Genomic DNA, 14,271 nt, shown 5'->3' on the forward strand with positions numbered 1-14,271 from the left:
GTCGCCGTTATCATCCCCGTTCGTTCGAGGCTCCCGATGCGATCGCGAGGAGATTTGGAGCGCGATTATCTCGCATTTCTTAAACACTCGGACGCGAGGGTTAGGCGCTGGCAATAAATTGTGCGCCGCTCTATAAATGGGCAATGTTGACAGTCATCATCGAATGCCAGGATCAGGAACCTGAGCTGGCGCAGACATTGGCAGCCTTGGTGCAGGGGGCGATCGAAGGCCTCGTCTGCGATGTCGTCGTGCTCGATCACGGCTCGCAGGACGGTACTTCGCGGGTGGCGGATGCTGCAGGCTGCCGTTTCTATTCGCAGTGGGATATTAACGATATATTGCGTTCGGCACGTGGCGAATGGCTGCTGCTCGTCGAGCCCGGTGCCCGGCCGCAAGCGGGCTGGATAGATGAGATTGCGGAATACGTCTCGCTGAATAAGGTTCCGGCGCGCTTTACGGCATCGCGCGGTTATCGCCGACCTTTTCTGCAACGCATTGGCCGCGCCAAAGCTCCCTTGGAGCTGGGCTGGCTCTTATCCAAGCCGCAAGCCATTGCAACGGCTAGAAATGGCATGCGGCTGGCGGAATTTGCCGAAGGGCAGAAGAGCCGGCGCCTCTCCAGCGAGCTCATCCCGTCCTGGGTAGCGCGCGCCGCTCGCTAGCCCGATTCGCGATTCCATTTGAAAAGCTGCAAATAGCTGCGATAATTCCCCAAGTGGCGGCACCTTTCGCGTGTCGCGTGGGGCGGCCGACCATCATGATGCCGATATGCGGCGGAACAGGCTAGCGCAGCACTCCTCGTCCGCCGGCATGCCGGCGAAAGGAGGTGCGTTATGAAACGCACGATGCTCACCCGCTTCACGGCGATGGCCCTTGTGGCAGCAGCGATCTTTTATCCCGGCTTAGGCGCTTCCCAGGCGATGCTCGCCTGTGCCAAGCGAGTAGATCTCGTCGGCTTTCTCAGCGATCACCTCTCCGAGAAGCTCTCGGCCGTCGGCAAGCTCGACACCAGCACGATCCTCGAAGTCTACACCGCCGACAGCGGTAACTGGACACTGATGCTCAGCGACGTTTCCGGCCGCAGCTGCATTATCCTCAACGGCGAGAGTTGGGAATCAATTCCTGTCTTGCCGGGCCAGAAGACCTGATATTCCGAAAGGCATTGTGATCGACCAAGGCCTGCAGCGTTTCGCAATCTCTCGGGTTCTCCTGTCGGGCTGTAGGTTTTTGATGTCGCGTGTCGTTTTTGCAAGCCCGCTCGACACCTTTGCGCGACCTACCTATTTGGAACCGGCACCGCGCTTCAGATGCTCGTCAAGGCGCGGCATAATCTCCACAAAATTGCAGGGCATATGCCGGTAATCGAGCTGCGCCTTCAGTATGCCGTCCCAAGCATCCTTGCAGGCACCGGGAGAACCCGGCAGCACGAAGATGAAGGTGGCGTTGGCAACGCCGCCTGTTGCCCGCGACTGGATCGTTGCCGTGCCGATCTTGTCGTAGGAGATGCGGTGGAAGACCTCGGAGAAACCATCCATGCGTTTTTCGAACAGCGGCTCCAGCGCCTCGGGCGTGACATCGCGGCCGGTAAAGCCCGTGCCGCCGGTGGTGATCACGACATCGACCGCGTCGTCCTTTGTCCAGGCTTCCACCTGCGCGCGGATGCGTTCCTTGTCGTCGGGCACGATGGCGCGGGCCGCAAGCCTGTGACCGGCGTCAGCGATACGTGCGACCAGCATATCGCCTGACTTGTCGTCGGCGAGCGTGCGCGTATCAGAGACGGTCAACACAGCGATGCCAACGGGAATGAAGGATCTTTCGTTGATTGAAGCGGCCATCATACTTCTCCCGCGATCGTTTCCGTCACCTGGAAATACCAGTCCGGCCGCTGCCTGTGAAGCGAGGCGGCAGCTTCCGTCGCCTGCGCGAGATCGGCAAAGATGCCGAAGCACGTTGCGCCCGAGCCGGACATGCGCGTCACGATCGGAGACTGGCTTTCGATCAAACCGGACAGCACTGAAATCCCGGCGCAGATCGAGCGCGCCGGCGGTTCCAGATCGTTCCGCAAAGTCTTGATGGTGTCGATCCACTCGCTTTGTCCCTGCGGCAGCTGCGATGAAAACAAGAGCGGCGGATTATCCTTGCGGGACAATTGGCGGAATACGTCTGGTGTCGACACGCCGACGAGTGGGTTGCCGAGTACCAAGGAAAAAGAGGGAAACGCCGGCAGCAGCTCAGTTGCCTCACCGATGCCGCGCGCCACCAGCGGCTGGCTTGCAAGGCACATCGGCACATCGGCGCCGAGCTTCAAGGCGATGGTCTTCATGGTCTCTTGCGGCAGCGAGAGCCGCCACAGCCGCATCAGCCCACGCAGCGTCGCAGCAGCATCCGCCGAGCCGCCACCGATACCCGAGGCGATCGGCAGGTTCTTCTCCAGATGGATATGAACTGCAGGGGTTTCGCGGCCGGCGGCCTGTCGGAGCAGGTCACGCGCCTTGAGCACGAGATTGTCGCCGGCCTCGGCATCCACAGCAAGAAGCGGGCCGAAGCGTCCGGAAAGACTGAATGCGTCATGCTCGCTTGCACGAAAGCCAAGGCGATCGCCATGGCGCGTGAAACTGACAAGCATATCGAGCAGGTGATAACCGTCGGCGCGGCGGCCGGTGACATGCAGCGCAAGATTGATCTTTGCGGGCGCCTCCTCCGTGAGGTCGAAATCGCCCGCTGCCAAGATCGCGTTCATGGGAAGTCTTATGACTTCTTATCGACCGGAGCCGGCGCGCTCGAATCCGGAGCCGGCGGCGGTGCTGGATCGGGCTGCTTGCTCTTGTCGACCGTCTTCGGGTCGTTATCGAGGACAGGCAGGCCCTTCTCGATCTTTTCCTTGATCTTCGGAATGTCGGCTTCTTCCGGCTTCGAAGCGAGAGCGCGGTTCCACTGATAGACCGCCTCCAGCTTGCGGTTGACGCGCCAGTAAGCGTCGCCGAGGTGATCGTTGATCGTGGGATCACCGGCCTTGAGCTGCGCTGCCCGCTCCAGTTCGTTCACCGAATCGTCGAAACGGCTGAGGCGGAAATAGGCCCAGCCAAGCGAATCGACGATATAGCCGTCATCCGGCTTCAGCTCGACCGCCTTCTTGATCATGTTCAGACCCTGGTCGAGGTTCATGTTCATGTCGACCCAGGAATAGCCGAGATAGTTCAGCACCTGCGGCTGATCGGGGTTGAGCTCAAGAGCCTTCTTGAAATTCGGCTCTGCCTCCGGCCACTTCTTCAGCCGCTCATAGGCAATGCCGCGCTGGAAGAACACGGCCCAGTCGCTGCGCTTCGGCACAGGGCCGATGATCTGCACGGCCTTGTCATAGGTTTCAGCCATGGCCTGGAAGTCCTTGGCATCGGAAAGGACGCTGCCATAGGCGAGGTAGCTGCGGATATCGTTCGGATCGGAATCGATCAGCGCTTTCAGATGCTTGCGCGCGTCGTCGATCTTGCCGGCCTGGGCGAGGGCGAGGCCCAGCTGCAGCTCCGAGATGCGGGCCATCGGCGAATTATCGGGCACCTTCTTATAGAAGGCGATGGCACGATCGGTCTGATCCTGCTTCTCGGCAAGCCCGCCGAGCAGAACCAGCGTGTCGGCAGCATTCGGGTCGAGGGCATTGGCGATCTGCAGGTAGAGTGAGACGACATCCTCGGCGCCGTCGCGGTTCAGTGCAGCCCCGACGGTGAAGAGCACGGCGGCCGCACCTTCGCTGGCGTTGGTCACCTGCTGGTCGGGCGTGTCGCCCTTGCTGATGCTGTCGCGCAGCGCATTGAGCGGCGCGTAATTGCTGACGAGATTGTCGCCGACCGAAATCGCATCGAGCGCCTTCTGCTTGTCGCCAGCCTTGGCTTCGAGGCGTGCAAGCGCCATGACGGCGCGCATGAAGGTGTCCGGGGCCGTCGCGCCGCCCGTCTTGTCGAGGATGGCGTCGTTCAGGTGCGAGCGAGCGGATTTGATATCGCCGATCGACAGGGCGATGGCGCCTGCATGATAGTTCTTGAAGATGTTGAACCAGTCCGGTCCCTTCATCTTGTCGACCAACGAGATCGCTTCCTTGCCGCGGCCGGAACCGGCGCGGGCCCATGCGGAGAGCAAGTTAGTCATCATCCGGTCGAGATCGTTCGGACCGCTATATTTGAGGATTTCCTGCGCCGACCGATATTCGTGGCGGCGGATGGCGTCCATGCCGCGGACGATCGTGGTGACCCGCTCGACCGAGGGATCGCTCTTCAGCTCGTTGGCGTATTTTACGCCTTCTTCGAGATTGCCGTTGAGTAGCAGCGAGATCATCAACCGCTGGCGGATTTCCGGATTGCCGGGGTCGATCATCAGCGCTTTCTTGTAGAGCGCGATAGCAGTGTCATAGTCGTGATCGACATCGGCCGTACGAGCGGCAAGGAATGCACCGGCGAACGTATCGACATTATCCGGATCGAAGGCGACAGGAGCGGTGATCTCCGCCTTTGCCGGCTTGTTCTCAGCCCGCGCGACACTCAGGGCGGACACCGAAAGGACCGCTGCCAGGGCGACGCCCGAGAGGAAACGGATGGCAAGTCTCTGCCGCATTAGAAAGCCTTTCATCGAGGGACGGCCAGCGAAATCGCCGGCGGCATAACGCATTCGTGTCAACTGATTCACAACAGGATGGCTTTTTTGAAGCGGCCCTGCAACAAATTCAGGCAGCCGCCATCAATTAACGCGTTCGATGCAGAAATCGATCACTTCGAGAAGTGCTGATTTCCATGGCGTTTCCGGCAAAGGTGCCAGAGCGTCGCGGGCGATGGTGCCGTAATGGACGGCACGGGCGATGGTGTCGGCCAGCGCGCCGTATTTCGTGATGAGGCCGAGCGCCTTCTCGAGATTCTCATCGCTGTTGTTGCCGGTTTCGATGGCGTCACGCCAGAAAGCGCGCTCCTTCTCGGTGCCGCGGCGATAGGCGAGGATCACCGGAAGGGTGATCTTGCCCTCGCGGAAATCGTCGCCGACATTCTTGCCGAGATCGGCAGCCTTGCCGCCGTAGTCGAGTGCGTCGTCGACGAGCTGGAAAGCGAGGCCGAGATTGGTGCCGTAGGACTTCAGCGCGTTACGTTCTGCTTTGCCGGCATTGGCGACGATCGGGCCGACTTCGGCCGCAGCTGCGAAAAGCGCCGCGGTCTTGGCGCGGATGACCGAGAGATAATCGTCTTCAGTCGTTTCCATATTCTTGGAAACGGAAAGCTGCAGCACTTCGCCCTCGGCGATGACGCAGGCGGCGGAAGACAGGACGTCGAGCGCGTCGAGCGAGCCGACCTCAACCATCATGCGAAAGGCCTGACCGAGCAGGAAGTCACCGACCAGCACGCTTGCCTGGTTGCCCCAGATCATGCGGGCAGTTGAGCGGCCGCGGCGCAGATCGCTTTCATCGACCACGTCGTCATGCAGCAGCGTGGCCGTGTGCAGGAATTCGACCGAGGTCGCGAGCTTGATATGGTTGTCGCCCTGATAGTTGTAGAGTGCTGCCGAAGCGATGGTCAGCATCGGCCGCAGGCGCTTGCCGCCAGAGGAGATGAGATGCTCGGCAACCTCGGGGATCATCTGAACATCGGAGCCGGCTTTCGACAGGATGAGCTGATTGACGCGTTCCATGTCCGCCTTGGTCAGATCCACCAAAGGCTTGATGGATGCCAGTTTATTCTTGCTTTCTTCCAGCGGTATCACGACGCCCAACGATCCGGACTCCTGTTCATTTTCTGCAAAGCACAATAAGAAGGGGCGAAACAAGCGGCAAGAGGCGAATTGTCTCGTCGCGTAAATTTGACAGGAATTCTAGGGCTTATGCACGAACTCATCCGCACCAACGATCCCGTCCTGCTCTCGTTTGCGCAGAGTCTGATGAAGGATGCGGGGATTCATTGCTTCGTTGCGGATCAGGCCATGAGCGTCCTGGAGGGGTCGCTCGGCATGCTGCCGCGCCGTTTCCTGGTGGAGGAGGAGCGTGCCGATCAGGCTCGGCGTATCCTCATCGATGCCGGTCTCGGCGACGAGCTGCGCTCGGCGCGCGGCTGAGGTTCGCCATGGCCGAAAGTCCCTCCGAAACGATCGACGCCTTCCACCGCGGTGCATTCCATATCGTCCAGCCGAAGGGCAGGGGGCATCGTTCTGGCATGGATGCGATGCTGCTTGCAGCGCTCGTCGCCGATGAGCGGGCAGTGAGGGTTGCCGATCTCGGCGCAGGTGCCGGGGCCGCAGGCATGGCAGTCGCATCGCGGCTTGATCGGGCTGAGGTGGTATTGTTCGAACGCTCACCCGATATGGCCGCGTTCGCCCGCAAGAGCCTGCTGCTGCCGGAAAATGCGCGGTTTGCCGATCGCATCTCGGTGATCGAAGCCGATGTGACGCTGACCGGTAAGGGTCGCAACGAAGCGGGCCTGATCGACGACAGCTTCCACCATGTCATCATGAACCCGCCTTTCAACGATGCCAGCGACCGGCTGACGCCCGATGCGTTGAAGGCCGAGGCGCACGCTATGACCGAGGGGCTGTTCGAGCGCTGGATACGCACGGCAGGTGCGATCATGATCCCCGGTGGCCAGCTGTCTCTGATCGCGCGGCCGGAATCGATCGGCGAGATCATCGCCGCCTGCGGCCGGCGCTTCGGCGGCATCGAGATCACGCCGATCCATCCGCGCGAAGGCGAGAGCGCCGTACGTATCCTGGTGACGGCAATCAAGGGATCGAGGGCGAGATTGGCGTTGCGAGCGCCGTTGACCATGCATGGCGAGGGGACACACAAATTCACCGATTTCGTCGATGATATGAACAACGGCCGCGCGCCCTATCCGCGCCGCTAGTCTGTCGACCGGTTGCGGTCGGGGCATGAAATACGATCCGTAATGTTGCGTTTGCCGTTTCCGTGCATACATCACGGGCAGCAAACATCATGATTCAGGGATGACGAATGGTTGAGTTCTTGAGACGCATGCTTCCGAAGCGCTTCCGCAAGGAGCGGGTGATCGTGCCAGTCGTCCGTCTGAGCGGCGTCATCTCTTCCGGCGGCGGTCCGCTGCGGCAATCGCTTAATCTGGCGGGCGTGGCACAGGCTTTGGAAAGGGCCTTCGACATGAAGGAAGCGCCGGCCGTTGCCATCGTCGTCAATTCGCCGGGCGGCTCTCCGGTCCAGTCGCGCATGATCTACAATCGCATCCGCGATCTTGCGGCCGAAAAGAAGAAGAAGGTCCTAGTCTTCGTTGAGGATGTCGCGGCATCCGGCGGCTACATGATCGCGCTTGCAGGCGATGAGATCATTGCAGATGCCACGTCCATCGTCGGCTCGATCGGCGTCGTCTCCGGCGGCTTCGGCTTTCCCGAACTGTTGAAAAAGATCGGCGTCGAGCGCCGCGTCTATACCGCCGGTGAGAACAAGGCGATCCTCGATCCTTTCCAGCCCGAGAAGGAAAAGGACATCGAGTATCTGAAAAGCCTGCAGCTCGAGATCCATAAGGTCTTCATCGACATGGTGCTGGAGCGGCGCACCGGAAAGCTCTCGGCGGACGGAACGGTGTTCTCCGGCCTGTTCTGGACCGGCAGCCGCGGGCTTGAGCTTGGCCTCATCGATGGTCTCGGCGACATGCGCCAGGAGCTGAGGAAGCGCTTCGGCGACAAGGTCAAGCTTGCGCTGGTCACCACGCCTCGCAGCCTTTTCGGTCGCAAGTCTCCGGGCATTTCGCTGGGCAGCATGGACGGCCTTGGCGCTGGCCTTGCAGCCGGGCTTGCCGAAGCGGCAGAGGAAAAGGCATTGTGGGGCCGGTACGGTTTGTAATCGGGAGCGCTGGGTAATGTCCCGGATCATCTTCTTCATCGTCGTCATCGGCGGCATCTGGTTCTTGTATCGGCGCTTCGTCCGCGATGCACAGCGGCTTGCCGAAAAATCCCGCCGCGCCGAAACGGAGCGGCGCACCGGCGCGATGGGAACGCTGATCAAGGATCCGAAGACCGGAGAATACCGGGTGAAGCGCGAGGATGAATAGCCAAATTGCTTCACGCAAAAGTTCTTGATATACATTCCTTGTCGTATATCATCGGAGTGTCTCATGCAGGTCGCAAAATGGGGAAATAGTCTGGCTATCCGCATCCCTTCTGCGGTTGTTGATGCCCTCGACCTGAAGGAAGGCGATGATATTGTTGTGCGTATCGGCAAAGGAAATGCCTTTGAAATCGAACGTGACGACAGGCGGCGCCGAGCTATGGAAAAGATCAGAGCGTTCAAGCTCAAACTTCCCGAGGATTGGAAGTTTGATCGCGAAGACGCCAGTTCCCGCTGATGCGTCCTGTTTTGGATTTTCTCGACACCAATGTTCTTCTCTACGCTTTTATGGAGGGGGAGCGGGCTGAAAAGGCGCAGACGCTTTTAGCTCAGCCATTCGCTATCAGCGCGCAGGCGCTAAACGAGTTTGCCAATGTCGCGCGCAAGAAGCTCAATATGTCCTGGCCTGATATTCGCGAGGCAATTGATGCTCTCGTTGCTTTGTCGGGAACCATCATTCCGGTAAGTGAGAAAATCACATTCGCAGGGTTGGAGCTTGCCCAGCGTTATCAGCTTTCCTTCTATGATGCGACTATGTTAGCCGCGGCGATCGAGGCTGGCTGCGAGCGGTTCTATTCGGAAGATTTGCACGGTGGCCTGATAGTAGAGAAGCGGTTGACGGTCATCAATCCATTCTGAGGGCCTTCTTCGGAACCAAACTCCAGCATTGCTCCTACACGCGGCAGAGTAAAAACTTGACCCGTTCGCCCCGCCGTGGCACCTGTCCGCCAAACAATTCGCTAGCAGAAGAAATCAGCTCCCATGACTGCCAACGTGCCCGACCACATGAACCCGAAGCGCTCCTTTCAGGCGCTGATCCTGACGCTGCACAATTACTGGGCCGACAAGGGTTGCGCGGTTCTGCAGCCATACGACATGGAAGTCGGCGCCGGCACGTTCCATCCGGCCACCACGCTGCGTTCGCTCGGTCCCAAGCCGTGGCGTGCAGCCTATGTCCAGCCGTCGCGCCGCCCGTCCGACGGCCGCTATGGCGAAAACCCGAACCGCTTGCAGCACTATTATCAGTACCAGGTCATCCTGAAGCCCAATCCGCCGAACCTGCAGGAGCTATATCTCGGCTCGCTGAAGGCGATCGGCCTCGATCCGCTTCTGCATGATATCCGCTTTGTCGAGGACGACTGGGAAAGCCCGACGCTCGGCGCATGGGGTCTCGGTTGGGAATGCTGGTGCGACGGCATGGAAGTCTCACAGTTCACTTATTTCCAGCAGGTCTGCGGCATCGAGTGTGCGCCTGTTGCCGGCGAGCTGACCTATGGTCTGGAGCGTCTCGCAACCTATGTTCAGGGTGTCGACAGCGTCTATGACCTGAACTTCAACGGCCTCGAAGGCGAAGACAAGATCACCTATGGCGACGTATTTCTGCAGGCCGAGCAGGAATATTCCCGGCATAATTTCGAATATGCCAACACGGAAATGCTGCATCGCCATTTCATCGATGCGGAGAAGGAATGCCAGGCATTGCTGGCAGCTGGCGCCCCTGGCGACAGCGAAAACCATCGCCTGCATAAGTGCGTCTTCCCGGCCTACGACCAGTGCATCAAGGCGAGCCACGTATTCAACCTGCTCGATGCCCGCGGCGTCATTTCGGTGACGGAACGCCAGAGTTATATTCTGCGCGTGCGCACGCTGGCCAAGGCTTGTGGCGAGGCCTTCCTGCTGACCGATGCCGGCGGCGTCAACTGGAACCAACAGGCTGCCTGAGCCTGAATTTGGGTTGGAGTGCGTGAGACGCGCGCTCCCCAGAACAAATGTTCGCTAGGCGCACCTCGGGAGAATCCGAAGGCAGATTTCTATGAGATCGCGCATTGGCGACGATCCCGCAGCCTATGCGGCCACGAAAGCCGGGTGACATTGCCCATAAATCTGCCTTGAGCGCCGTGTTTCCGAAAGGAAGCACGGCGCTCAATGTCTTTGAATCTACGCATCAGGCCTTCCGAAAATCGATTCCGATTTTCGGGCCGATGCTGTAGTGTCCCCATGGTTGCAGTCGCCACGGGGATATCAGATGCTCATTCTTCTCGCGATCATAGTTCTGGCCGCGCTCTACGTCGTCTTTATCTATAACGGGCTCGTTCGCGCTCGTCAGGTCGCCGAAGAGGCTTGGTCCGGCATCGACGTGCAGTTGAAGCGCCGCGCCGATCTCATTCCCAATCTGGTCGAGACGGTCAAAGGCTATGCCGGCCATGAGAACAAGACGCTGGTCGAGGTCACCCAGGCGCGCAATGCTGCCCAAGCCGTGCCAGCTGGCGATGTCGCCGGCCGTGCTGCGGCCGAAGGCATTCTCAGCCAGGCGCTTGGCCGTCTGATGGCCGTGTCCGAAGCCTATCCGGATCTGAAGGCTAATACGGGCTTCGTCGAGCTGCAACAGTCGCTGGAGAAGACGGAAAACGAGATCCAGATGTCTCGTCGCTATTACAATGGCGCTGCACGCGATCTGAACGTCAAGGTCGAGACCTTCCCGAACAACCTCATCGCCGGCCTCTTCGGCTTCGTCAAAAAAGCCTATTTCGAAATCACCAACGAAGCGGATCGCGCCGTTCCCACGGTAAAGTTCTGAGATTTTTGCTATCGGTTTTTCATGCGAGGCGGTAAAGGATGCCGACCGACGGCCATCGGCCGTTTTCCTGGCTACAGCGCCGCGCGTCACATGTGACGCGCAAAGGTCGCTGTAGTGCTTTAAATCTGCTGCATGATTTTATCCCTAAATCGATTCCGATTTAAGGAATTATGCAGTAGAGCAATTCCAGGAAAAGTGCGTCGCGGTTTTCCGTACGGAATTGCGTAAAAACAAAAAGATTGAGCCTTTTCGCGATTCGAAGAAGAGTGGAAAGGCTCTGACCAAAGAGAATGATGATGGGTAGAGCCAAACTCACGATTATCCCGCCGGGCAAGCCTCTGACCGGGCGCGCCATGCCGCCGGGATCGAAGTCGATCACCAACCGCGCACTGCTCCTGGCAGGCCTTGCCAAGGGCACTAGCCGGCTAACAGGCGCGCTGAAGAGCGACGATACCCGCTATATGGCCGAAGCGCTGCGCGCCATGGGCGTCACGATCGATGAGCCTGACGATACCACCTTCATCGTGACAGGCAGCGGCAAGCTGAAGGCGCCCGCAGCTCCTCTCTTTCTCGGCAATGCCGGAACGGCGACACGCTTCCTGACAGCTGCTGCCGCCCTGGTCGAAGGCAAGGTCATCGTCGATGGCGACGAGCATATGCGCAAGCGGCCGATCGGCCCGCTCGTCGACGCGCTGCGCTCGCTCGGCATCGATGCTTCCACGCAAACCGGCTGCCCGCCCGTGACCGTCAATGGTACCGGTCGTTTCGAGGCAAGCCGCGTGCAGATCGATGGCGGCCTTTCCAGCCAGTATGTCTCGGCGCTGTTGATGATGGCGGCCGGCGGCGACCGCGCCGTCGATGTCGAGCTGCTCGGCGAGCATATCGGCGCCCTCGGCTATATCGATCTGACGGTTGCGGCCATGCGTGCTTTCGGCGCCAAAGTCGAGCGCGTGAGCCCTGTCGCGTGGCGCGTCGAGCCCACCGGCTATCATGCCGCGGATTTCCTGATCGAGCCGGACGCCTCTGCGGCGACCTATCTCTGGGCAGCTGAAGTGCTTGGTGGCGGCAAGATCGATCTTGGCACCCCGGCCGAACAGTTCTCTCAGCCGGATGCGAAAGCTTATGATCTGATTTCCAAGTTCCCGCATCTTCCGGCCGTCATCGACGGCTCGCAGATGCAGGATGCTATCCCGACGCTTGCCGTCCTTGCCGCCTTCAACGAAACGCCGGTGCGCTTCGTCGGCATCGAGAACCTGCGCGTCAAGGAATGCGACCGTATCCGCGCACTGTCGAGCGGCCTGTCGCGCATCGTTCCGAACCTCGGCACGGAAGAGGGCGACGATCTGATCGTCGCATCCGATCCGAGCCTCGCCGGCAAGGTGCTGCCTGCGGAGATCGACAGTTTCGCCGATCACCGCATTGCCATGAGCTTTGCGCTCGCCGGCCTGAAGATCGGTGGCATCACCATTCTCGATCCCGATTGCGTCGCCAAGACCTTCCCGTCCTATTGGAACGTGCTGGCTTCGCTCGGGGTCTCTTACGAAGATTGACGCTCCGCCATTCCGAGGGATGGTGGGGTGCGGAAGCATTGTTGACGCAAGGCGGCGCCGGCAACGGCGCCGCGGCCATCCTTTGGGGGAGTGATGACACGGCTTTGCGGGTTCTTCCTGGCTCTCTGCCTGCTGCTTTGCGCAACGGCTGTCACCGCGGCCGAACTCATCACCAAATTCGATCAGGCGATTGCCCTGCATCGCGACGGCTCCATGCGGGTGGTCGAGACCATTGCTGTCAATTCGGAAGGCCAAGACATCAGACGCGGTATTTTCCGCGATTTTCCGCTTGTTATGACCGATGCCGGCGGCCGGGAGATCCAGGTGGATTTCAAGGTCGTGTCCGTCGAACGCGACGGCCAGCCGGAGGATTGGCGCACTGAGCGCATCAGGGGCGGCGAGCGCATATACATCGGCAATGCCGAGCGGGTCTTGAAACCCGGCCCGCATAGCTTCCGCATCACCTACGACACCAATCGTCAGATGCGCTATTTCGACGATCACGACGAGCTTTACTGGAATGTGACCGGCAATGGCTGGCTGTTTCCGATTGCGAGTGCCAGGGCGATCGTCACCTTGCCTGACGGCGTGCAGCCGCAGCAGCTTGCCTTCTTCACCGGACCGCTCGGCGCCAACGGCAAGAGTGCCAGCGCCAGCGCGGACGGCAATGTAGCTACCTTTACGACAACCCGGCCGCTCGCGAGCGCCGAAGGTCTGACAATCGCCATCAAGCTTGCAAAAGGGGCGATTGCGCCGCCGAGCGACAGCCAGCAATGGGGCTGGTTCCTCAGGGATCATCTCGACACGACGATCGCCATCGGCGGCCTGATCCTGCTGTTTGTCTATTACATGCGCAGCTGGATTGCGGTTGGCCGCGACCCGCCGGCCGGCGTCATGGTCCCGCGCTGGGATCCGCCCGAAGGCATTTCACCGGCGCTGGTCAACTATATCGACAATAAGGGTTTTGCCAGCTCCAGCTGGACGGCATTCTCGGCAACGGCGATCGATCTTGCCGTGCGCGGCTATGTCATTCTCGACGATCTCGCGGGAAAGGTGGTCATCCGCCCCACGGGCAAGGCTGGCACTGATCTGGGCGGTGGCGACAAGGTGCTGATGCAGGCCGTCGGGCCACTCTCTCCACTTGTCATCGACAAGGCGAACGGCGAGGTGGTGCAGCGGCTCGGCTCGAAATTCCGCAGCGCCATCGAGCGCGATCATCGCGGCGAGTACTACAAGGCGAATTCGCTCTATGTGATTGCCGGTATTGCGCTTTCTGTTCTGGTTCTGGCTGCGATCGTCATCTTCGGCCGCCTGCACGAGAATGCGCTGCCGCTGATCGTCGTGCCCGGTTTCCTGTCGATTTTCGTGACGATCTTTGCGAGCTCGATCGGCCGCAGGTTCCGCAGGCATAATGCGAGCCTCGCCCAGCGCATTGTTTCGGTGCTGATCTTCGCCTTCTTCGGCTTCGTCTTCGTCTCGATTGCCGTTAGCGGTTTTGCCGCCGCGGTCGTGCCGCTCTGGGAGGCGGGTCTTTTGCCGCTGGTGGCAGGCATCGTCGGCATTTTCGTGCTCAACGTCGTCTTCTATTTCCTGATGGGCGCGCCGACGCCGCTCGGGCGTAAGATGATGGATGGCATTGCCGGTCTCAGACAATATCTGACGCTGGCGGAACGCGACCGGATGAACATGCAGGGCGCACCACAGATGTCGCCACGGCATTTCGAAACGCTGCTGCCCTATGCGGTCGCGCTGGGTGTTGAAAAACCATGGTCCAGCGCCTTCGAGACATGGCTTGCCACGGCAGCGGGAGCAACAGCCGCCGCCTATGCGCCAATCTGGTATTCCGGCGACTTCCGCCCGGGCAACATTGGCGGAACGATCGGCGACTTCTCTTCCTCGATGGCTTCCACCATCGCCTCGACCATTCCCGCACCCGTCTCCAGCTCGTCCTCCGCTTTCGGTAGTGGAGGAGGTGGCGGCGGTGGCTTCTCCGGAGGCGGCGGCGGCGGTGGAGGCGGTGGAGGGTGGTAAATTCGCCGTTTGCC

General features: G+C 60.2%; 16 protein-coding genes. 12 read left to right on the forward strand and 4 right to left on the reverse strand.

Annotation, left to right across the window (positions count from 1 at the left end):
- Positions 1–143 precede the first annotated feature (143 nt).
- Together GGD46_RS00735 and GGD46_RS00740 are read left to right on the forward strand one after the other, a co-directional pair.
- Complete coding sequence (locus tag GGD46_RS00735; RefSeq protein ID WP_184700835.1) at positions 144–662, forward strand: glycosyltransferase family 2 protein; 519 nt, start codon at positions 144–146, stop codon at positions 660–662.
- 171 nt (positions 663–833) lie between these two features.
- Positions 834–1,148 (forward strand): hypothetical protein, encoded by a 315-nt coding sequence (locus GGD46_RS00740; protein WP_184700837.1) that lies wholly within the window; start codon positions 834–836, stop codon positions 1,146–1,148.
- Between the two features lie 132 nt (positions 1,149–1,280).
- On the opposite strand, the gene moaB is transcribed toward GGD46_RS00740, so the two are convergent.
- The 4 genes from moaB to GGD46_RS00760 all read right to left on the reverse strand — a co-directional run bounded on the left by moaB (position 1,281) and on the right by GGD46_RS00760 (position 5,742).
- A complete protein-coding gene (gene moaB, locus GGD46_RS00745) occupies positions 1,281–1,835 on the reverse strand; it encodes a molybdenum cofactor biosynthesis protein B (protein WP_184702189.1) in 555 nt (184 codons plus the stop codon).
- Positions 1,835–2,740, reverse strand: coding sequence for a 4-(cytidine 5'-diphospho)-2-C-methyl-D-erythritol kinase (locus GGD46_RS00750; RefSeq protein ID WP_184700839.1), 906 nt, complete (start codon positions 2,738–2,740; stop codon positions 1,835–1,837). Before GGD46_RS00750 ends, moaB begins: the two co-directional genes overlap by 1 nt.
- Before the next feature lie 8 nt (positions 2,741–2,748).
- The gene (locus tag GGD46_RS00755) at positions 2,749–4,602 is read right to left on the reverse strand and encodes a tetratricopeptide repeat protein (protein ID WP_184700841.1); all 1,854 of its coding nucleotides are present in this window, start codon (positions 4,600–4,602) and stop codon (positions 2,749–2,751) included.
- A 123-nt stretch (positions 4,603–4,725) separates the two neighbouring features.
- Positions 4,726–5,742 (reverse strand): polyprenyl synthetase family protein, encoded by a 1,017-nt coding sequence (locus GGD46_RS00760; protein WP_184700843.1) that lies wholly within the window; start codon positions 5,740–5,742, stop codon positions 4,726–4,728.
- A 108-nt stretch (positions 5,743–5,850) separates the two neighbouring features.
- Here GGD46_RS00760 and GGD46_RS00765 point away from each other — a divergent pair, with 108 nt between their 5' ends.
- The 10 genes from GGD46_RS00765 to GGD46_RS00810 all read left to right on the forward strand — a co-directional run bounded on the left by GGD46_RS00765 (position 5,851) and on the right by GGD46_RS00810 (position 14,257).
- Positions 5,851–6,081 (forward strand): DUF2007 domain-containing protein, encoded by a 231-nt coding sequence (locus GGD46_RS00765; protein ID WP_184700845.1) that lies wholly within the window; start codon positions 5,851–5,853, stop codon positions 6,079–6,081.
- Positions 6,082–6,089: 8 nt separating this feature from the next.
- Positions 6,090–6,866, forward strand: coding sequence for a tRNA1(Val) (adenine(37)-N6)-methyltransferase (locus tag GGD46_RS00770; protein WP_184700847.1), 777 nt, complete (start codon positions 6,090–6,092; stop codon positions 6,864–6,866).
- A gap of 107 nt (positions 6,867–6,973) precedes the next feature.
- Complete coding sequence (locus GGD46_RS00775) at positions 6,974–7,834, forward strand: S49 family peptidase (RefSeq protein ID WP_184700849.1); 861 nt, start codon at positions 6,974–6,976, stop codon at positions 7,832–7,834.
- A 16-nt stretch (positions 7,835–7,850) separates the two neighbouring features.
- Positions 7,851–8,042 (forward strand): hypothetical protein, encoded by a 192-nt coding sequence (locus GGD46_RS00780; protein WP_184700851.1) that lies wholly within the window; start codon positions 7,851–7,853, stop codon positions 8,040–8,042.
- A 63-nt stretch (positions 8,043–8,105) separates the two neighbouring features.
- Positions 8,106–8,336 carry an AbrB/MazE/SpoVT family DNA-binding domain-containing protein gene (locus GGD46_RS00785; RefSeq protein WP_184700853.1) on the forward strand — a complete coding sequence of 77 codons (231 nt, stop codon included), beginning with the start codon at positions 8,106–8,108 and terminating at the stop codon, positions 8,334–8,336.
- Positions 8,336–8,737 carry a PIN domain-containing protein gene (locus tag GGD46_RS00790; RefSeq protein ID WP_210325421.1) on the forward strand — a complete coding sequence of 134 codons (402 nt, stop codon included), beginning with the start codon at positions 8,336–8,338 and terminating at the stop codon, positions 8,735–8,737. The genes GGD46_RS00785 and GGD46_RS00790 overlap by 1 nt, the downstream gene beginning before the upstream one ends.
- 123 nt (positions 8,738–8,860) lie before the next feature.
- Complete coding sequence (locus GGD46_RS00795; RefSeq protein ID WP_047627810.1) at positions 8,861–9,820, forward strand: glycine--tRNA ligase subunit alpha; 960 nt, start codon at positions 8,861–8,863, stop codon at positions 9,818–9,820.
- Between the two features lie 304 nt (positions 9,821–10,124).
- Positions 10,125–10,676, forward strand: a complete 552-nt coding sequence (locus tag GGD46_RS00800) for a LemA family protein (RefSeq protein WP_184700856.1) — start codon at positions 10,125–10,127, stop codon at positions 10,674–10,676.
- 293 nt (positions 10,677–10,969) lie between these two features.
- On the forward strand, positions 10,970–12,226 hold the full coding sequence (locus tag GGD46_RS00805) for a 3-phosphoshikimate 1-carboxyvinyltransferase (RefSeq protein WP_184702191.1): 1,257 nt from the start codon (positions 10,970–10,972) through the stop codon (positions 12,224–12,226).
- Between the two features lie 93 nt (positions 12,227–12,319).
- Positions 12,320–14,257, forward strand: coding sequence for a DUF2207 domain-containing protein (locus tag GGD46_RS00810; protein ID WP_184700858.1), 1,938 nt, complete (start codon positions 12,320–12,322; stop codon positions 14,255–14,257).
- The last annotated feature ends 14 nt before the right edge of the window (positions 14,258–14,271 follow it).

Origin of the sequence: Martinezella lusitana, from assembly GCF_014207095.1 — a bacterium.
Taxonomy (GTDB): domain Bacteria; phylum Pseudomonadota; class Alphaproteobacteria; order Rhizobiales; family Rhizobiaceae; genus Rhizobium; species Rhizobium lusitanum_B.

Bases quoted from the DNA above. Each gene is read 5' to 3' on its own strand.
- moaB (WP_184702189.1), bottom strand. From the start codon at position 1,835: ATGGCCGCTTCAATCAACGAAAGATCCTTCATTCCCGTTGGCATCGCT.
- GGD46_RS00740 (WP_184700837.1), top strand. From the start codon at position 834: ATGAAACGCACGATGCTCACCCGCTTCACGGCGATGGCCCTTGTGGCA.
- GGD46_RS00795 (WP_047627810.1), top strand. From the start codon at position 8,861: ATGACTGCCAACGTGCCCGACCACATGAACCCGAAGCGCTCCTTTCAG.
- GGD46_RS00765 (WP_184700845.1), top strand. From the start codon at position 5,851: ATGCACGAACTCATCCGCACCAACGATCCCGTCCTGCTCTCGTTTGCG.
- GGD46_RS00800 (WP_184700856.1), top strand. From the start codon at position 10,125: ATGCTCATTCTTCTCGCGATCATAGTTCTGGCCGCGCTCTACGTCGTC.
- GGD46_RS00780 (WP_184700851.1), top strand. From the start codon at position 7,851: ATGTCCCGGATCATCTTCTTCATCGTCGTCATCGGCGGCATCTGGTTC.
- GGD46_RS00785 (WP_184700853.1), top strand. From the start codon at position 8,106: ATGCAGGTCGCAAAATGGGGAAATAGTCTGGCTATCCGCATCCCTTCT.
- GGD46_RS00810 (WP_184700858.1), top strand. From the start codon at position 12,320: ATGACACGGCTTTGCGGGTTCTTCCTGGCTCTCTGCCTGCTGCTTTGC.
- GGD46_RS00790 (WP_210325421.1), top strand. From the start codon at position 8,336: ATGCGTCCTGTTTTGGATTTTCTCGACACCAATGTTCTTCTCTACGCT.
- GGD46_RS00770 (WP_184700847.1), top strand. From the start codon at position 6,090: ATGGCCGAAAGTCCCTCCGAAACGATCGACGCCTTCCACCGCGGTGCA.
- GGD46_RS00750 (WP_184700839.1), bottom strand. From the start codon at position 2,740: ATGAACGCGATCTTGGCAGCGGGCGATTTCGACCTCACGGAGGAGGCG.
- GGD46_RS00755 (WP_184700841.1), bottom strand. From the start codon at position 4,602: ATGCGGCAGAGACTTGCCATCCGTTTCCTCTCGGGCGTCGCCCTGGCA.
- GGD46_RS00805 (WP_184702191.1), top strand. From the start codon at position 10,970: ATGATGGGTAGAGCCAAACTCACGATTATCCCGCCGGGCAAGCCTCTG.
- GGD46_RS00735 (WP_184700835.1), top strand. From the start codon at position 144: ATGTTGACAGTCATCATCGAATGCCAGGATCAGGAACCTGAGCTGGCG.
- GGD46_RS00775 (WP_184700849.1), top strand. From the start codon at position 6,974: ATGGTTGAGTTCTTGAGACGCATGCTTCCGAAGCGCTTCCGCAAGGAG.